At 34.0% G+C, this 19,739-nt stretch carries 12 protein-coding genes; 7 read left to right on the top strand and 5 right to left on the bottom strand.

Going from position 1 to position 19,739, the window contains the following annotated elements:
- The first annotated feature begins 17 nt into the window (after positions 1-17).
- From QZU75_RS06240 to QZU75_RS06225, 4 genes are all read left to right on the top strand, one after another.
- Positions 18-1,295, top strand: a complete 1,278-nt coding sequence (locus QZU75_RS06240; RefSeq protein ID WP_296882361.1) for a hypothetical protein — start codon at positions 18-20, stop codon at positions 1,293-1,295.
- Positions 1,296-1,413: 118 nt separating this feature from the next.
- Positions 1,414-2,301 carry a formylmethanofuran--tetrahydromethanopterin N-formyltransferase gene (gene fhcD / locus QZU75_RS06235; protein ID WP_296882360.1) on the top strand — a complete coding sequence of 296 codons (888 nt, stop codon included), beginning with the start codon at positions 1,414-1,416 and terminating at the stop codon, positions 2,299-2,301.
- 237 nt (positions 2,302-2,538) lie between these two features.
- The gene (locus QZU75_RS06230; protein ID WP_296882358.1) at positions 2,539-4,305 is read left to right on the top strand and encodes a hypothetical protein; all 1,767 of its coding nucleotides are present in this window, start codon (positions 2,539-2,541) and stop codon (positions 4,303-4,305) included.
- 50 nt (positions 4,306-4,355) lie between these two features.
- Positions 4,356-6,194, top strand: a complete 1,839-nt coding sequence (locus tag QZU75_RS06225) for an Ig-like domain-containing protein (protein ID WP_296882356.1) — start codon at positions 4,356-4,358, stop codon at positions 6,192-6,194.
- 2 nt (positions 6,195-6,196) lie between these two features.
- On the opposite strand, the gene QZU75_RS06220 is transcribed toward QZU75_RS06225, so the two are convergent.
- Positions 6,197-7,330: an NAD-binding protein gene (locus tag QZU75_RS06220; protein WP_296882354.1), complete on the bottom strand. Its 1,134-nt coding sequence runs from the start codon at positions 7,328-7,330 to the stop codon at positions 6,197-6,199.
- 163 nt (positions 7,331-7,493) lie between these two features.
- Positions 7,494-8,210, bottom strand: a complete 717-nt coding sequence (locus tag QZU75_RS06215) for a DUF4013 domain-containing protein (protein ID WP_296882352.1) — start codon at positions 8,208-8,210, stop codon at positions 7,494-7,496.
- 253 nt (positions 8,211-8,463) lie between these two features.
- Between QZU75_RS06215 and QZU75_RS06210 the strand changes: the two genes are divergently transcribed.
- Both QZU75_RS06210 and sfsA read left to right on the top strand, forming a co-directional pair.
- Positions 8,464-10,005, top strand: coding sequence for an NAD(P)H-hydrate dehydratase (locus QZU75_RS06210; RefSeq protein ID WP_296882351.1), 1,542 nt, complete (start codon positions 8,464-8,466; stop codon positions 10,003-10,005).
- Complete coding sequence (sfsA, locus tag QZU75_RS06205; protein WP_296882348.1) at positions 9,992-10,735, top strand: DNA/RNA nuclease SfsA; 744 nt, start codon at positions 9,992-9,994, stop codon at positions 10,733-10,735. Before QZU75_RS06210 ends, sfsA begins: the two co-directional genes overlap by 14 nt.
- On the opposite strand, the gene QZU75_RS06200 is transcribed toward sfsA, so the two are convergent.
- On the bottom strand, positions 10,685-11,410 hold the full coding sequence (locus tag QZU75_RS06200) for an NAD-dependent protein deacylase (RefSeq protein ID WP_296882346.1): 726 nt from the start codon (positions 11,408-11,410) through the stop codon (positions 10,685-10,687). The two genes, sfsA and QZU75_RS06200, sit on opposite strands and share 51 nt — an antisense overlap.
- A gap of 84 nt (positions 11,411-11,494) precedes the next feature.
- On the opposite strand from QZU75_RS06200, the gene QZU75_RS06195 reads away from it, so the two are divergent.
- The gene (locus QZU75_RS06195) at positions 11,495-13,144 is read left to right on the top strand and encodes a helicase C-terminal domain-containing protein (protein ID WP_296882343.1); all 1,650 of its coding nucleotides are present in this window, start codon (positions 11,495-11,497) and stop codon (positions 13,142-13,144) included.
- 11 nt (positions 13,145-13,155) lie between these two features.
- Here QZU75_RS06195 and QZU75_RS06190 read toward each other — a convergent pair whose 3' ends face one another.
- On the bottom strand, positions 13,156-14,334 hold the full coding sequence (locus QZU75_RS06190; RefSeq protein ID WP_296882341.1) for an argininosuccinate synthase: 1,179 nt from the start codon (positions 14,332-14,334) through the stop codon (positions 13,156-13,158).
- A gap of 227 nt (positions 14,335-14,561) precedes the next feature.
- On the bottom strand, positions 14,562-19,736 hold the full coding sequence (locus QZU75_RS06185) for a right-handed parallel beta-helix repeat-containing protein (RefSeq protein ID WP_296882340.1): 5,175 nt from the start codon (positions 19,734-19,736) through the stop codon (positions 14,562-14,564).
- Between the last annotated feature and the right edge of the window lie 3 nt (positions 19,737-19,739).

Here is a 19,739-nt window from a genome sequence, read left to right as displayed (position 1 = left end):
TTTTTGAGGTATTATTAATGAAGGATATTTGTGAAAAGGTTATCGAAACAGATTACGATAATTTAAATGAAGCTTTGGGACAAATTGAGTATAATATAAAAACCGGTCTTATCATTTATTATAATGATACAAAATACGAATTTCTGTTAAATATTAAAAAAGATGTTGATGAACTTTTATGTCTCAGTTCAAGTGTTCTTAAAGTTGATGATTTGGAAAGATTTCACAAAAAACCTCTTTTTCACCGCTTAAGCTGGAAATTCAGACAATCTACAATATTATTCAATGATCCGACACGTTATGTTGATGTTGATGATGATTATACAAAAGACCTTCAGGGAGGCTGGAGTGTTGGAACATATGATGATTATTTTTTGAGAAATATCAGTGAAATGATTTTACAGATTGCTTCTTATTTCAATTTTACCAATGATAAAATCTTGTTTTATGGAAGCAGTATGGGAGGATTTACTTCATTAATGCTTGGAACTATGGTAAAAGGTTCAATGGTTTTAGCAGATCTTCCGCAACTGTATCTGATGAATTTCGGCCATTTTACAAGCAAGGTCATAGGAAAACTTTACAGCGATTATTCCGATGAGGAACTCGAAAAGGTCAGCTATAAGTTTTCATTTATGGGGCTGATGAAAAAGGAAAATTATGTTCCCGATGCACAGATTTTTATTAGCTGCCGTCCTTATGATATAGATACACAATATCTTCAGTTCATTGGAGATTTATATGAGATATTCAAGCTTGAAAACAATGAAAATAAAATTAAGCTTGTAATCAGGCCAATCGACAATCACCAGCATATGGACAAAAAGGATTCAATTGATTATGTTAACAGGCGTTTTGACGAGAAGAAATTGTATGGGGAAAACAGTTTTAAAGCTCAATTTTCTAAAGTAAAAAAACATAACAGGTATTTGACAAGACGTCTGGATGAAAAAGACCTTTCAATTGAGTATTATTCAAATTTATCTTTCTTTAATAAATTATTCGGTGGTTTTAATTCACGAATTTATATTATTTTAAAATCAATTGCTTCACATGAAAATATAGGTACAAATTTAAGCTTATATAAGTTATTGAAGAGTTCTGACTTTTTTGATGTTGGTTTTTATTTAAAACAAAAAAATCTGAAAGGCACCAGATTTTATTCCACATTAAATCCTATTGTGCATTATCTTTTCTTTGGAATGGGTGAAAATGTGAGTTTCAACAGGACTTTGAAATTCGAATTCTCCGATAAAAAGGAATTGCTTAAAATTTTAAGTGAAATTAAAAAATAATTTTTGTTGCAAATTTTCTTTGTTAAATTAAATAGAAAACTTTATTTTAATTTATTATCATAAATTTTAACATAGCAAAAAAATAATTTTTTTGCATTTTATTAATTTTGGTGAAATCATGGAAATTAATGGCGTAGAAATTAAAAATACTTATGCAGAAGGTTTTGGAATTAAAGTTACTAGAATTTTAGTTACTGCAGCAACTCAAGAATTAGCAAAAATTGCAGCAACTGAAGCAACCGGTTACGGAACTTCTGTTATTGGATGTCCTGCTGAAGCAGGTATTGACTGTTTTGTACCAGCTGAAGAAACTCCAGATGGAAGACCTGGTTATGCAATTATGATTTGTCACGCTAGTAAAAAAGCACTCGACAATGAATTAATGGAAAGAATCGGTATGTGTGTTTTAACTGCTCCTACCGCAGCTGCATTCAACCTTCTCGAATCTGAAGATGTTTTAAAAACTGGTAACAAGTTAAAATTCTTCGGTGACGGATTCGAATCCGATTTAGAAATTGACGGAAGAACAATCCACTCAATCCCAATCATGTCCGGTGACTTCTTAGTTGAAACTGCATTCGGTTTCAAAGAAGGTGTAGCTGGAGGAAACTTCTTCATTTTAGCTAAAGACCAAATGACTGGTGTTAAAGCTGCACAATTAGCTGCAGCTGCAATTCAAAATGTTCCAGGAACTGTCACTCCGTTCCCTGGAGGTATGGTTGCATCCGGTTCTAAAGTCGGATCCAACAAATATGCATTCTTACCAGCATCCACTAACGAAAAAATGTGTGTAACATTAAAAGATAAAGTGGACTCAGATATCAGAGAAGATGCTGACGGTGTATTTGAAATCGTTATTGACGGTGTAGATGAAGAAACCGTAAAAGCAGCTATGAAAGCTGGTATTCAAGCAGCTTGTGCTGTTGACGGCGTTTTAGAAATCAGTGCAGGTAACTTTGACGGTAAATTAGGTTCAGCTATTATGAACTTACACGATTTATTCTAGAGAGATTTCCTCTCTTTTTATTTCTTTTTTTGATTTTATTTGATTATTTTAAAAATTTCACACATTATTTATACAAGTTAATACAAATTTCTAAATGTAATTTAACAGTTAATGTAATTTGCATATTTGCATTTAACAAGAATATTTAAATTATGTATATTGGAATGATGTGAAATGATGTTGTTTTTTAAAAAAACTTTTAATATTTTATTTATATTGCTGGTTTTATTTGTTAGTTTGAGTATCGTATCTGCTCAGGAAAACACTACACAATTCATTGCAGATGGAGAAAGTTTTTCTGAAAGTTTGGATGAAATAAGTGTTAATAATACAAATGCGGCTGATACTGTTGACGTTCAAATAGATGTGTGTGATGTTGAATCTTTCTATAAGGAAAAATCCAATTTGGAGGGTTATTTAAAAGATTGTAACGGCACTCCAATCAGCAACAAGCAGGTAAATGTAGTTTTAAATGGACAGTCTTATAATAAAACAACAGACTGTCTTGGAAAATTTTCACTGGCTTTGAATTTAAAGCCGGACACCTATAAAGTTAATCTTAAATTCATGGGGGATGAAAATTACACCTCACATGCTGCAGATTCGATTGTAAAAATTAAAAAGGCGCCTCTTGGCATTAAAATAAGCAACTTCAATACCTATGTCGATTCCGATTTGTTTTTCAAAGCAAAAGTCTATAATAAACTCACAGGCAATGCGGTTTCAGGAATCAGAGTTCATTTTAAAGTTTATTCCGTTAAAACTAAAAAATATTCCAATTATTGGCGAACAACAGATAAGAATGGTATTGCAACACTGAACAAGAACCTGAAAGTTGGAACATATAAGATATCTGCTTGTATCCAGGATTCTAAAAATAAAAAGTATATCTCATATGAAAATTCCAAAAGTAAAGTTACAATGAAGGTTAAACCTACTGCAGAGACCGGTTGCTGTTCCTTTTATTTGCAGGTTAATGCAACCGAAAGTGTAGCAGGTTTCAGGCGTGATGCAACCAATGCTTTAAACATTTACATAAAAAATGTAAAATGGAATGGCAGAACTGCAATAAAACAGTATAAATTGGCTTATTCTTATTTTTTCCATTCAATAACAACTTCTGACGGTTGGATGATAGGAACTGGAGGAATCGATAATCCTACAATCAACAGGGCTATTGAAAATCTTGCAGGCAAAATGGTTAAGTCAAATAAGATACAGTCATCTTATCTAAAAAAGATTCAAAACTATGAAAGACGTTTGGGTTTGGGTCATTTTTCAATTAAAGCGCCTGACGGAAGATTTGCCGCAGTATGGCTGAACGGTTATATAACAGGCAAATTAAAACCCGGCGAATTTATCAGTGTTCCTAATTTAAAGTCATGCTATCGCCACGGTGAATATTCAAAATTCGGTTCAAATCCTTTAAAGGCAGCCGTTAAAGTAGGTGCAACCGATGTATACGGTGTCAACAGAAGGGACATTACTCTTTTCCATTGGAAATCTGCAACCGATAAAAACTTCAAAACAACTTCTCTTGTTAAGGTTTATGGTGCAAACGACAACGGCAGATTTGTTGGAAGTTCCACCGGATCTTTAAGGGATGATATCTATTACAAAAATAAGTTTATCGGTAAATATAATCTTCCCGCAGTTCCAAATATGAAACTGCTTGGAACCCATAAATTCGGTAATATCGATAAATTTGTAAAGATTCCAACAATAATAAGGGCTCCGGAGGTAACAAATCATTTCAATCAAACAAAATACTTCAAGATAACTGTTAAAAATAAAAAAACTGGTAATTTAATTTCCAATCTTAAAATTAAAATAAAAATAAGTGCAGTAGATAAAACAAACGTTTATATCATTAAAACTGATAAAAACGGTTTGGCAAAATTAAATACTAAAGATTTATTAGTTGGCACTCACAAAGTAATTTTATATCCTGCTAGTGATAAATATCTGATTTCAGCTAAAAGTACCATTATAATTAACGAATAATAATTTAAGGTAACTTTGCTTGAATCAGAAGGTTTAAGGGGGTTTATTTAATGAACAAATCTTTTAAAATGATTTCCTTATTCTTATTGGTATTAGTGACCATAACGTTGGGCCTCAGTTTTGTTTCGGCTTCAGAAAACGTAACCGGTGATGTTCTATCAGAAGATATTTCATCTTCCGTTGATGTAGATGGAATTAATAATGCCGATGAGGATTCATTCGAAGGGGAAAATTCAAAAATTGATACTAAAATTGATGTAGATGATGTAACTTCATATTATAAAGAGAAAGTAAAAGTTGAAGTTCAACTGAAAGATTCAAATAATGTCTCATTGGTCAATAAAAATGTCAATGTTTATTTCAATGGGGATGTAGATAATAAAACAACAGATAATAATGGTAAATTTATTTTAGATTTCAGTAATCTTAAGCCAAATACATATAAATTGACTGTAAAGTTCAATGGGGATGAAAATTTCACTTCCAGTGAAGCTAATTCTTATGTTAAAATTAAAAAGGCTCCGTTGGCTATTCAGATGAGCAATTTCAATACTTATTTTAAATCAGGTTCCTATTTTAAAGCAAAAGTATATAATAAAAATACTGGAAATCCTGTAAGGGGAATTAAAGTTTTATTTAAAACCTATTCCACTAAAACTAAAAAATATGCTAATTATTATGCAACCACTGACAGTAATGGAATTGCCACTTTGAAAAAGAATCTGAAAGCTGCGTCTTATAAGGTTTCTACACAAATTAAGGATTCCAAAAATAAAAATTATATTTCCTATAAGAAATCTAATAACAAAGTAACTGTTCTGGTCAAACCATGTGCTGATGAAGACTGCTGTTCCTTTTTCCTTCAGGTGAGCAACACTGAATCAGTCGGAGGTTTCAGAAGAGACAATACTGCAATGACCACCATTACTGTTAAAGACTATACATTAGGAGGCATACCTGTTGTAAAACACACTAATGCTAACAATTTCATTCATTTGATGGTATTTGCCAACGGATGGATAGTAGGTAACGGCGGACTTGACGGATATGATTTCTTACAGTCAATGGAAAAGTTATCTGTTGATATGATTAAATCCAACAAAATCAAAATGTCTTCCTTGAGAAAAATTTATAATTATAAAAGAAGCATTAATTTCGGACATTATTCAATTAAAGCTCCTGACGGAAGATATGCAGTTGTATGGAAGAATAATATTATCACAGGTAAATTAAAACCTGGTGAATTCAGCTGTTCTCCTAACTTTAAAGAATATTACCGCCACAGTACTTATAAAAAATACAGTACCGATCCTGCTAAAGCAGCAATCAAGGTAGGTGCTACAGACCACTATGGTGTCAACAGAAGGCAGGTTGTTGTGCTTCACTGGAAAGCTACAACACACAAGGACCTTTCAGTTACCTCTTCAATCAAGGCTTATGCAGCTAATGATAATGGCAGATTTGTAGGTGTGTCTTCCGGAGGACTGGTTGATAATGTCAGATTTAAAAACAAATTCGTAAGCAGTTATAACCTTCCGAGATGTCCTAATATGAAATATCTGGGATCTCACAGCTTTGGAAATGTTGACAAATTTGTTAAAATTCCAACAACAATAAAAGCTCCTGATGTGAAAAACAAGTTCAATGCGACAAAATACTTTAAAGTAACTGTTAAAAATAAAAACACAAATAAAGCAATATCCAATCTTAAAGTTAAAATCAAATTAACTTCTGGCAGTAAATCAAAAGCCTATATAATTAAAACTAATGAAAAGGGTGTTGCAACATTTAATACAAAAGATTTGTCAGTTGGAAAGTATAAGGTTGTACTGGCTCCGACTAACATTAAATACATAATTTCAGGTAAAAGTAAAATTACTATTGTGTAATTTTACTTATTATTTTCTTTTCTTGTTAATTCTGCTATTTCTTCATCACTTAAATTAATTCCAAGAATTTCTTCTTTTTTTTCTAAATCTTTAATCAATTTTTCAAAGCTTGAATTGTCGGGTCCTGAAATGACATGTGTGTGGATATTGTTGACAGTGTTATATAGAAAATCTATTGCTTCTTTTTTATCATCATGACTGTCTAAATAATTTTTGTACTTTTGACCCGCTTTAATGTCTTTGGATTGTATTTGACGGGTAAGAGGAGTTTCAACTCCTGGAAGGTGGTATTGGATATTTTCTAAAGTGCATCCGTTTTTGGATATGATTTCATATTCATCAAAAATTTTATCAGGGGTATGCCTCACGGTAATTCCTAAAAGATGAGGTCTTGCAGATTCAAAGTATAAATCTTTTCCTCCAATCACTTCTGGAGATATTACTTTATTTGCACCTGCTTTTTTAAGCCTTGAAATATTTTCCAGTTTACTGGACCTTGTTACAATCCATGCATTTGGGTTTGTTTCACGTATTGTCAGCACAATGAATATGTTGATTACATCATCGCCGCTGCATAAAATCACGCTTCTGCATTTGTCTCCTGCCAGTTTGGCAATAAGATCATTTTCCGTTGCATCCTTTGGAAGAACGATTACTGAATCGGATTCTTCAATGCTTTCAGCTACCTCTTCATCTTTTTCAAACACGACTATATTCTGATTTCTTTCGACTAATTCTTTAAATACTATTCTTCCCACTCTTCCATAACCGCACATTATATAATAATCGTCCATTCTTTCAATAGATTTCATTTTTCTTGCTCCCTTTGAAAATAGAATCATTCTTTCCTGGAAAGTTGATAACATTACATTAAATACATAAGCCAATAATCCAATTCCTGAAATCGCTAATGTTGTTGCAAATACTTTTTCAAATCCGGTAGTTGGAATATAATCTCCATAACCTACTGTGGTCATGGTAATCACAGAATAATAAAGAGCATCCAATGGATTTAAGTTCATTATGAAAATGGAACCTACAAATCCATAAATAAATAATCCTCCTATTAAAATAACGCCTGTTGTTATGTATTTTTGAGGTAAGTCTCTTAAAAGCTTCAATGTTATTTTTCTCATGAGATATTTCCCTAAATTATATAATTATATTTATTAATTATAGTGGTATTTTAATCTAAAGGTAATTTTTTTAAGACTTTCGTGTCTGCAAAATGTTAATACCAAAAAAAATAAGATTTATTATTTGTTTGAATTTAAAAAAAGAAAAAAAAGAGTGGTTAAATTATACGTCAGAGTATAATAAACCAATAGCTCTGTTGTAGAAGAATACTAAGTAAACTAAAAAGATACCGAATAAGATATCTCCGACAATATCGCTGATACTGCCTATAATTCCTATAAGAATCACAATGATTACTGCTATAATTACAACAAGAACAACAGTTGCAATAAGTCTGCCGATACCTACTCTGGATATGTCTCCAATAGCTTCTCCTATAGCTAAAGCATCACCTAAATTGTCAGTTTTTGCTAATCTACATTTAGCCATAAAGTTTGCTAAAGCAAATAATATCACTAATATTAAACTGATTATGGTCATAATCCAGTCTCTGAGGAAAATTCCTAAAACAAAAATGATAATAGCTGGGACAAGGTAGTAAACAATATTAACAATAATTAATTTGACAGCATTTGAAATTTGTCTTCCTATATCAATTCCAGGTCCGTCTTCTCTTCTTTCAATACCAAATTTTATAATGTCCAAACCATATCCTTCAATCAGGAACAGTATTAAAATGAAAACAATCATTCCAAGAAGTCCTACGCCGCCAAGAGCAAAACTGGAGGCTCCTTTTGTAGTAATTGCAGTTGCAAAACTAAGGATTGTTGTTCCTCCAATAATTGCGGCAATAATTCCTAAAACTATATATAAAACTAAAGCTTTAACATTTTTTAATGGGTATGCCATAGCATCACTTATTATATCTCCTATATTCATTTAATTCACCTTTTTTTGATTAATTTTAAACTCATTACGAGATATCTTTACTTTTATTTATAATTTAATATAAGTATTACTATTTTTAAAGGTTCAAACTATTATTTGGAATGTATATTATTTCAAAAATATGAAAATAAGAATATTTTTACATTGTGAATATTAATTCTTATCGCATCAAATCGTCATTATCATATTCTTTTTTAGTTAGTATCAACAAATATTGTTGTAAAGAGTAAAAGTGTGGGATATTATGAAACCCATTGATATGATGGTAACGGATTATAACTGTGAATATTTAGGATTGTCTAGATTATGTTTAATGGAATCTGCCGGAAAATCTCTGGCTGAAGAAGTAGGTAAAATTGCCGTTTATACATTTTCAAAACCTGTTAAAGTTGTAATTTTTACAGGTTCCGGTGGAAATGGCGGGGACGGTTTTGTTGCGGCAAGATATTTGCTGAACAGAGGTTATGATGTGGATATCTATATGTTAAAGGATAATATTCACTCAGATCAGGCAAGGATTAATTTTGAAATATTGCAAAATATGAAACCTCGTTTGTCCCGCTTAAAAATATTTAATTTAAAAACATTGGAGGACATTAATGCCTGTGAGGTTGCTCAAAGTAAAAAAGGCGAGTATATTATTGTGGATGGTCTTTTAGGAACTGGAATTAATGGGAAACTCCAGACAAATATCAGAAGAGCAATCGAGATTATAAACGATTCCAAGGGGATTAAGATAAGTGTGGATGTTCCTTCAGGAATGGATCCTCTTACAGGCAGTGTTGATGATTTGGCCGTTGTGCCGGATTATACAATAAGTTTTCATAAAATTAAAACTGGAGTTCGCCAGGCTGATGAAGAAGTTGTTGGCGGTCTTGTTACAACTGATATTGGAATTCCATTTGAAGCGGAATATTTTGTTAATTATGGGGACTTTTTAAGACTTAAAAATAGAAATCCTAATTCTCATAAGGGAAATAATGGTAGTTTATTAATAGTTGGTGGAAATAATGATTATGCAGGTGCTCCGGCTATTGCAGGGATGGCTGCTATAGGTGCTGGCGCCGATTTGGTTTATGTTGCATCTCCATGTGATGCCGCTCGTGCCATTAAATCTACCTCTCCTGATTTAATTGTCAAATCTCTTGAAGGCGATAAATTATCTTTAACACATCTCGATGAGATTCTTGAATTGGCACAAAAAGTTGATGCAGTATTAATTGGACCTGGAGCTGGAATTGATGAGGAAACATCAAAATTATTTAATGTGCTGGCTGCAAAAATTAAAAAACCATTGGTACTGGATGCTGATGCTTTAAAACAGGTTGAATTATCTTTAATTAAAAACAGGGATGATATCATATTGACTCCTCATATTTTTGAATTCAGATCACTTTTCAATGTAGGCAGTGATGTGAAATTGGATATTGATTCATATGACTTTGAAAAGGTCGATGAAAACATTACTGGTTTTCAGCAGATTGCCCGCAAAATTAAAGCCACAGTTATTGTTAAAGGAAAGTATGATTTAATTTTATCAGGTACCAGATTCAGAATCAACAAAAGCGGAAATGCAGGAATGACTGTTGGTGGAACTGGCGACGCACTGGCTGGAATCTGTGCAAGTTTACTAACACAGGATATGGATTCTTTTGACTGTGCATGTCTTGGAGTATTTGTTAATGGTCTTGCAGGTGATGCTGCATTTGAAGAGAAAGGAAATGGATTTTCAGCAACGGATCTGGTATCCCACATTGGCAGTGTGATTAAAAATGGATTATGTTAAGGGAATCTTTAAAAATCGTCCAAACAGGTTTATTGCAGAGGTCGAAGTTGAAGGCAATCTTGAAATTGCCCATGTTCCAAATACCGGCCGGTGCAAAGAGCTTCTGGTTGAAAACGCAACTGTATGGCTAAAACCTTCCGATAATCCGAACCGCAAAACCAAATTTTCACTTCATTTTGTTGAGAACAGGGGTGAGCTGGTATCACTTTACTCTCAGCAAGCTAATAGCATTGTATATGATGCAATTGTAAATGGCAAAATAAAAGAACTTTCTGGCTATTCTTATCATCAAAGGGAAAAAACTGTTGATAATTCAAGGATAGATATATACTTGGCTAATCATGAAGATGATTGTTGTGGTATGAATTTTTTGACAGACTCATGTTATGTTGAAGTAAAGGGCGTTACATTAATAGTTGGTGATGAAGCAAGATTTCCGGATGCTCCAACAGAAAGAGGCGCAAAACATCTAAAAGAACTAATCAAGCTTAAAAAAGAGAGAAACAGATGCTGTGTGTTTTTCCTGATTCAGCACCCTGCAGGAAAATTTTTCAGACCCAATTGGGAAAACGACCCTAATTTCTCTAAAACTTTAAACGAAGCATTTGATGCAGGTGTGGAAATCCTTGTTTACAGATGTGATAATCGTTTGGATGGAATCGATTTGATTCCCGAGTCCTTAGATTTTGATTTGGCTCAAAGTCTCCCCGATAGCATCGTTAATGACTAAATTTGCAAGACTGTCGTATTGTGTTTCACTTTTGTTAATCAAAACCAAATTTTTGCCGTTAAAGTAATTTATTAATCCGGCAGCAGGATATACAACTAGGGAAGTTCCTCCGATAATTAATGTTTCTGCATTAGAAATGTAATCGATTGCAAAACTTAATACTGCATTGTTTAAAGGTTCTTCATACAGGACAACATCCGGCTTTACGATTCCTCCGCATTCACATTTTGGAATTCCGTTGCTTTCCAGGATATAATCCAGGTCATATTCCTTATTGCAGATTTGACAATAATTTCTGTGGATGCTTCCGTGCAGTTCCAAAACGTTTTTGCTTCCTGCCTTTTGATGAAGTCCGTCGATATTTTGTGTAATAACTGCTTTTAATTTTCCGCATTCCTCCAATTTGGCAAGAGTGATGTGGGCAGGATTCGGATTCGCATTTCTGAAAACTAGATTTTCCTTATAATAGCTGAAAAACTCTTCGGTGTGGTCTAAATAATAACTGTGTGAGACAAGATTTTCAGGTGTGTCACCATATTTTTCAAGGCTTTTAAATATTCCGCTTTCAGATCTGAAATCTGGTATTCCACTTTCTGTAGAAACGCCCGCTCCTCCAAAAAACACAATATTATCTGAGGAATCAATAATTTCTTGTAATTGAGTAATTTTAGACATATTTAAAGATATGTGTAAACTTTTAAATATAATTATCCAACATATATTTATTATAAAGTTGTTATTAAAATTGTGGGGATTTAATTGGAAAACAATAATTCAAATCTCGATTGGATGGTTAACTGGTCGCTTAAAGGCCATTATCCTAGAAACAGCCAAATCAAGCTTATAAATAAGATTAACTGGGCTATTGGTGAAGGCTATAAAAATATTATTCTCGAAGCGGGAACAGGTATTGGAAAATCCGCTATCGCTACGACACTTGCCAATATGTATGAGGATTCCTACATTTTAACAATGACAAAACAGCTTCAGGAGCAATATCTGGATGATTTCGGAGATATGCTTGTCGAAATCAAAGGTCGTGGAAATTACAGGTGCAATTATAAGGGCAGCTGCGATTTTTGCATTAAGGCGGAATATAAGCTGCAGAAATGCGGCAACTGTGAGTATAATCTTGCCTTTAAGAAGGCTCTGAATGCCAAAAATGTAATAACCAATTATGATTATTTTTATTATGCAGGTGTTGGAAATCATCTTTTTGATCCGAGGGAACTGCTGATTTTGGATGAGGCCCATAATCTTGAACGCAAGATGTTAATGCTGTCCTCTTGTGAGCTTAACCGTGAATATATTTCCACAAAGTTTGGTATTGATATTTTTGAACCTATAATGCATGCCACAAGTTCTATTAACAAGTTAAAAAAGGATTCAAGTTACTGGATAAGATTATGTGATGATTTGATTGGGGAATGCAAGAAAAGGATTAAAAAGATTGAGGGTGATGCCAATAAATCCGTTCAGGTATCCTTGGATGAATTTGAAAACAATCCTTCTAAATTTTCCAATTTTGATTATGTTGAAAAGCAAAATCTTGAACAGGACATGAAATCCTTTGCATCAATCAGCATGGGTCTTGAAGCCAATGATTATATAATTGATCTTCCCAACAAAACAACTATTATTGATAATAAAATGGATATTGCAGCGGAATTCAAACCATATTCAGTATTGGACGATACCCAAAAGTTGCTTGATTTGGGAAATGTCTGTATATTCTTAACGGGGACACTGGGAAGCAAGGAAAAATTTTGCGAGTGGAACGATATAAACCCTGATGAAACATATTATATCTATGAAAAAAGTCCTTTTGATGTTGATAAGAGACCTATTTATATTGATTTTGCAGGTAAATTGAGTGGTTCTCTAAATGGAAGGCCAAGATGGCAAAATAAAAGGGCATTAGGTAAAATAAAAGAGTTATTGGACTTGCATAAAAATGAAAAAGGAGTTATCCACACTTCAAGCAATGAACAGGCATTTTGGATTATGGAAAATTTAAAGGGATACAATTTCATGTTTGTTGGCGGTGAAGACAGGAACCGTATTTTGAAGGAATTTACAGAGTCCCGTGAAGCTATTGTTCTTATAGGGGCATCAATTAAAGATGGTGTTGATTTCAAGGGGGATTTATGCAGGTTCCAGATTGTATTTAAAATGCCTTATCCTCAATTAAACGAACAGGTAAAATACAGAAAGGATTTGGATCCAAAATGGTTTTATTATCAGGCTGTGATGGCTTTAATGCAGGCTTATGGTAGGGGAATTCGTGACATTGACGATTACTGTGTGATGTATATTATAGATTCCAGTTTTAAACAGTTGTTTGAATATAATCGGGGTTTTTTCAATGAATATTTCATTGAAGCGGTACAAAAAAAGAAGAAAAAATGATAGCAGTAAAGCTATCTGTTTAATTTTTGATAATTTGCAGCTTGAAGACCGTGGTATCTAATCATACCTTCAACGTCTCTTTGGTCAGTTTCTTTGTCTTCAAATGTAATTTGTTCTATGCTGTGTAAGCTAAATGGAGATTTTCTGGAAATTGGCTGGATTGAACCTTTAAATAGTTTCATTACAACTTCTCCACTTACTCTTTCTTGCATATTGTCGATTGCTTGGTCAAGGTCATCTCTTAAAGGTTCTTGCCAGAGTGCTCTGTATACAAGGTCTGCATAGAGTCCGGACATGTATTCGGCAAATCTTAACTCATCAGTGGTTAAAACCAGTTCTTCTAATGCTTGGTGAGCTGCAATCAATAATTTTGCACCAGGGGTTTCGTAGATTTCCCTACTTTTAATACCAATCATTCTGTTTTCAATAGTGTCTACTCTGCCGATTCCATGGGCTCCTGCAATTTCATTTGATTTGATGATGATATCGAGTAAGGGCATCATTTCGCCGTTAATAGCTACTGGAACACCTTCTTCAAATTCAATAGATACTTTTTCAGGTTCGTCTTTAGCATCTTCCCATGAAGCAGTCCATTCATAGATATCTTCTGGAGGTTCATTTGCAGGGTCTTCTAGGACATCCCCTTCAATTGCTCTTCCCCAGAGGTTTTCATCGATACTGTAAATTTTATCATAAGTTAACTCGATTCCTTTGGATTCTGCATATGCTTTTTCTTCAGTTCTTGTTAAGTTCATTTCCCTGATTGGTGCAATGATATCCAAATCGGACATTGCAAGAATAATTGCTTCAAATCTGAACTGGTCGTTTCCTTTTCCGGTACAACCATGTGCAATTGCAGTTGCTCCTTCTTTTTCAGCTAATTCTACAAGTTTTTGAGCAATTAATGGCCTTGCAAAAGCAGTACTTAACGGATATCCTTCGTATTCTGCATTTGCTTTAATTCCACGTGCGATGTATTCGTTTGCAAATTCCTCTTTAGCATCTATATTGTAGTGTTTTAATCCCCCAATTTTAGCTGCACTTTCTTTTGCTTGTATCATTTCTTCTTCGCCTTGTCCTACATCTACACATGCGGTAATAACTTCTACATTGTATTTTTCTTCTAATAATTTAACACAAACGGAGGTGTCTAGCCCACCGCTGAATGCTAAAAGTACTTTATCAGTCATAAAATCACCATAATTAATTTCAATAAGAATGAATTATCAAGATATATTTATATTTTTAATAGTATTTAAAATTTTTAAAAGACGGATTGTCATTATGAAAAAGGTTTAGATTTTTGTGATGTTTTAAATTAAAAATTAAAAAAAGTGATGAAAACCTCGCAATGCGAGGAATCTCATCTAGATGTATACAAGTTTACTTTCTTTTTGGTAGTTGTTTAAAAGGGTATTTAAGTAAAGTATATGATTTTATTCTGTTTTTTGTAGTTTTCCAGTGTGGATATTGCTTTTTTATCAATTTGAGAAGCTGTTTTTCCAAATAACTGAACTACTGCCACTTTCATGGCACCTCCTTTTGCAATACCCTGGATTGCACCACCGAATGGTGAAAATTGAAGTCCGCTTCCGACACCTTTCAATACATCACTCCAGAAATTGCTGTAGTCATGATGGTCATTTGCATATATTGCACCATAAGCTCCGCCCAAAATACCTCCTATGGCTGCATTAACTCCCATTGAGATTAATGGAGCAAGGGCACCTGCTGTTGCTGCAATGTACCATCCAGCACCGGCAGTAACCGCTGCGGTAAGTGCGAGAAAACCGCTTTGAAGCAAATCCTTTCTCCATGAAGCCATCGGATGTTTCTCATAGTTTCTGTGATCTTTTCCGAAGATGATAACATCTTCAAGGGAACCGTCATCATTGTAGATGTCAATTTTTTTGCCCAGATTTTTAACAGATGAATAACCTGTATTGTCAGAAAAGATTGACATTATGACTTTGGCAGTTCCTTTGTTGTAAATAGCTCCACCATATTTGGCATAATTGTTTTTAAATGTGGAATTGAAAACATTCAGGATGCCTTTGTTTACAATTGCACCTCCATAATCATCCTTTACATTATAGTCTACCTTATTGTTGTTGAATGCACAGTTGGTTATTGTCAATTTTCCTGAATTTTCAACGGCGATATTGAATCCTTCTATAATTAGATTATTGAGATATACATTTCCACGGAGGGCTATGGTTAAAAACTGTGTTGTATCGCTGTCATGAGGATTTTGAACAAATATTCTTGCACCTCCGCCGTTGATGATGAGTAATCCGTAATCTGCCTTAAAGAGGCTTTTTGAATTAGGTATAACACCGTAATCATCTTTAAGCATAGTAATGTTTATGATGTCATATTTTGTGTTACCGTTAATGATTTTTGTAACTCTCATTAATGAAGCCATATTATCTACAACGGTATTATATATGCTAATGTTCAGGCTTTCTCTTTCAAGATATATTCCTCCGTCTTTAGTTTTTATTGTGGACGGGGAGTATCCTTTGCAGTTTACTAATTTGACTACTGACAATTCATCGATTTCAAAATCATTTTTGTCATTGTTTTTCCATGGCCAATTTGATTTGATTAAGTTTCCTGAAAATTCACAGTTGTAAAATACTCCGTTTGCATCTTTTCCAGTACTATAGTATGCACCACCTTCAGTGGCACCATTGTTCTTGAACAGTGAATTGTAGCAGTATACATTACCATAGTTTCTTATTGCGCCACCGTAATCTCCCTTTTTAATTTTATAGTGGATTGTGTTGTCTTTGAATGTGCAGTTGATTGCAGTGAATATGCCGTAATTCAGAATTGCTGTATTGAATCCGGATAATGTAAGGTTTATCAATGTGAGGGATCCGTAGTATGGAACGTATGCAAAGTGAAAATCATTAGATACGCTATTTCCGGTAAGTTTTATGGTAGCTCCGTTACCGTTTATTATTAATGGTTTTGAGTTTAAATCGAAAAATCCCTGATCCCATATAGTACGCCCTACTACCATTTTGTCTCTTACCGCACCGCGCCATTCATTGCTTTCTCTATATTTGTCAATTTCATCTGCAGAAAGAATATATTCTCCTTTTTTTAATGTCACATTGAATAATGTTACGTTGTTTAAACCATCAATCCATTTGTTTAACACATTTAAATCGCTTACATTTTTTATGTAGAAATTTTTGGTTGCATTGTTTTTTAAAGAATAGAGTGATCTGAGGGATAGGGAGGAGTTATCATCAAAGTAGCTGTTTTCCACGACATGATTATATGTGTCCCAGTTATCGTCATAAATAACAACCATACTTTTTTCTTTCGCCCGAAAGTCATCGTCAGTTGTCTTGAAGCTGCATTTGACGAAGTTTGTCAGGGAATTCTTATCGGCATATAAAACGCCTCCAAGTCTACCTGAACCGCCTCCGCTGTTGTCGTTTTTATTGAATATACAGTTCTCAAATGTTGCTTTGTTTTTGTTGTAGATTACAGAACCTGGGGTTTTTGTTGCCCAGAATTTCGCATTGTTTTCTGTGAATGTACAGTTTTCACAGTATACTTCTCCGCTGTTTGCAAACACTCTGTAGAATTTCTTGAATTCAAGATTGTCTACCATGATGTTGGAACCCGGTTCCATACCTATGAAATTGTGCTTGTAGTCATCCTCAAGTGTTGAACCGTTACCGTGAATGATTAATGAACCGTGTGTAAGGTGGCTTAAATAATACCATTCAGCATCTCTCCAGAAGTTTTCTGTAACTTTGTAGGTGTTTTTCTTGAGGTTTATGATTGTGACATCCACCTTATAATCTGTTCGCACCATTTTTCTAAGGACTTCTGTAAGTTCCTGTGAATTTGAAACAGTGACGTTGTACATGATGAATGCTTCACCGTTTGCCATAACATATCTGTAAGTATTTTTTCCAAGAACAGAATACATTGTACCGTTGGAAATGATTTTAAATGTTTCATTTGAATATATCGGCAGTAATGCACCGTATGATGTTCCGTTAAGACCCAAATCAATGACTGAATATCTGTTTGATACAGTAATATAATCTTTGATTGTTTTGCCGGCAAATGTTGTTTCAACCATATAATTGCCTGCAGTTACATTCAAAGTGAAGTAAGCTATTCCCTGCTCTGAAGTTTTGTCTGTGAATGTTTTGCTTCCAATCTTGAATGTCACAGTCTGGTTTGCTGAAGCGTTGACCTTAATTATGTAAGGGTCATTGATGTTATAAGTCACATTCCTTTTTGCCACAGTAATTTTATTTGTGAATGATTCACCAGTTACATTGTTTACAGCCTTTACGGTGTATGTGCCTGGTTCAAATGTTGTATAAAGGATTGCAGCTCCGTCATCATTGACAGTACTTGTGTACTTTGCATTGTTTACAATGAATGTGACTTTTGTTCCTTTGGCAAGGTATTTTCCGTTTTTATCCTGGAATACGGCGGAGTACAGTGAGTCATCACCGTAGGTTTTTGTGAGGTCATAGCCGTATACACTGGTGTATTTAACATTCATTTCAAAGGACAGTTTTTGTGAGTTGATTGTGAAATCAAATTTATGAGTTCCTGTTTCATTTGGAACATAAATCAATTCAAGTGAATTTGCATTGATTTTTTTGGTTATAAATTCGCCTTTTTTGTTTGATGAATATTTCACTGTGTCTAAAACATAATATGTGACGGAACCTGTAAATGAAACTTTAATTGTGGTTTTGACACCGCTGTAAGCATCTTTGTCTGCAACTATGGAAACTGTGAGAGGTTTGGAGTCTCCTTTGTCCTTGTTACTTCCAATCCTGTGGTATTCTTTTAGCTGATTTCCTATTTGTGCTCCATTGATTCCCCACCAGTTGTTAGATATGTCATCATAATAACCGGAGTTGAAAACAGAACGCCCTTGGTCGCCTGCTGAGTTTTCAATGAATGCATTGTTGGTTAATTTCAGATGTGCTTTTATAGAATCAGTATAGATGGCTCCTCCGCGTGATGCTGCTCCTCCATTTTTTTCGAAATAATTTCCGGATATTGTCACGGTGCAGTCCTTGTTGATATATATCGCACCTCCGTTACGGGTTCCTCCATTTTTAACCTGATTTGAAATGAACACTGAATTTTTAATTTCGCCTGCTGTTTCAGCATATATTGCTCCACCAAGGTTTTCAGCCCAATTATCTTTAAAAGTACAGTTATCTACATTAATTCCTCCGTTGGAACGTACTGCTCCTCCGTAACGTTTTTCTTTACCTCCTGTTGCGTAGTTTGATGTGAAAGTACAGTTAGTAAAGAAAAGATTGGTTGAACCGCTGTCTGAGTATACGGCTCCTCCGTCACCTGCATTTGCATGGTTGTTTTTAAATACGGATGAATAAAATCGTACATCACCGGATTTCTTGTTAATATAAATTGCACCACCAAAATCACTGTCTGCATGATTTCCCTCAAAAATCAAGTTGCTGCTGGTTTTTCCAATTGTATCGGTATAGACAGCACCTCCATGGTCTTTTGCAGAGTTGCTTGCGAATGTGTTTTTCCCGGAGAATTGGAGGTAATCAGTTTTAATGGCTCCTCCTTTTCCTTTTGCTGTGTTGAGCTCAAAAACAGAATTTCCAACATGTGCCCATTTGTTTGAATATATTGCTCCTCCGCCATTATCGGTTGCACTGTTCTTTTTGAATGTTGATTTTTCAATATAGAGGTGGCTGTCACTGGATACTTTGATAGCTCCGCCCTCTTTAGCTGTGTTATTAATGAATTGTGAATTTTCAATTATCAAATCTAAATACGCAAAAATTGCACCGCCCTTATTTGCAGAATTCCCATTAAATGTACAATTATTGATGAATGCATCTTTTTTTACATTAATTGCTCCACCATATGTTCCAGAAAGTGTAAAATCAACATGGTTAGAATTAAATACTGATTTTGAAATGTCAACTGTTTTTTCACTATTAATGGCTCCGCCATCAACTTTTGCATAATTCTTTTCAAAGACGGATTTTTCAACTTCAACATTTCCTTTGGAGTATATTGCACCTCCTAAAGTTCCTGCAGTATTTCCTGTGAATTTACAATCTTTGATAGTTAAAGTAGCTACGACATTATTGTATATTGCACCACCATGGTTGCTTGCTTTATTGTTTGTGAATGTACAGTTAATAATAGTAAATTTAGCAGAACCTGTAATGTATACAGCCCCACCATTGTGTGTATTTCCGTCTACAAATTTCATGTTCTTCAATGTGATGTCACCGCTTGATGACTTAATTTGACCTTTTATTGTATTTCCTGCTCCGTCAATAGTCAGTGACTTATTAATATTTATTGTGCTTGCAGGTGTATAACTGCTGTTTAATTTCACTGTTGAACCTGCAGATGCTGAACTGATAATCTTTTGAAGGTCTCCAGTGGAATCCATCAGTACTGCATCGTTGGCGACTTCTAAATTATCAATTGCAATGTTTTGCTGCATTATTTGAGTGTCATTAGTATTTTCAGCACAAACTGTTGAAATTGAACATAAAATAAATAATAACAAACAAATAACTGCCAATTTTCCTTTCATATT

Origin of the sequence: uncultured Methanobrevibacter sp., assembly GCF_902764455.1 — an archaeon.
GTDB lineage: Archaea > Methanobacteriota > Methanobacteria > Methanobacteriales > Methanobacteriaceae > Methanocatella.
The sequence above is the reverse complement of the archived record's forward strand: the minus strand, read 5'-3'. Positions and strand labels throughout refer to the sequence as shown.

Bases quoted from the DNA above. Each gene is read 5' to 3' on its own strand.
- QZU75_RS06240 (WP_296882361.1), top strand. From the start codon at position 18: ATGAAGGATATTTGTGAAAAGGTTATCGAAACAGATTACGATAATTTA.
- fhcD (WP_296882360.1), top strand. From the start codon at position 1,414: ATGGAAATTAATGGCGTAGAAATTAAAAATACTTATGCAGAAGGTTTT.
- QZU75_RS06225 (WP_296882356.1), top strand. From the start codon at position 4,356: ATGAACAAATCTTTTAAAATGATTTCCTTATTCTTATTGGTATTAGTG.
- QZU75_RS06220 (WP_296882354.1), bottom strand. From the start codon at position 7,330: ATGAGAAAAATAACATTGAAGCTTTTAAGAGACTTACCTCAAAAATAC.
- QZU75_RS06215 (WP_296882352.1), bottom strand. From the start codon at position 8,210: ATGAATATAGGAGATATAATAAGTGATGCTATGGCATACCCATTAAAA.
- QZU75_RS06210 (WP_296882351.1), top strand. From the start codon at position 8,464: ATGAAACCCATTGATATGATGGTAACGGATTATAACTGTGAATATTTA.
- sfsA (WP_296882348.1), top strand. From the start codon at position 9,992: ATGGATTATGTTAAGGGAATCTTTAAAAATCGTCCAAACAGGTTTATT.
- QZU75_RS06200 (WP_296882346.1), bottom strand. From the start codon at position 11,410: ATGTCTAAAATTACTCAATTACAAGAAATTATTGATTCCTCAGATAAT.
- QZU75_RS06190 (WP_296882341.1), bottom strand. From the start codon at position 14,334: ATGACTGATAAAGTACTTTTAGCATTCAGCGGTGGGCTAGACACCTCC.
- QZU75_RS06185 (WP_296882340.1), bottom strand. From the start codon at position 19,736: ATGAAAGGAAAATTGGCAGTTATTTGTTTGTTATTATTTATTTTATGT.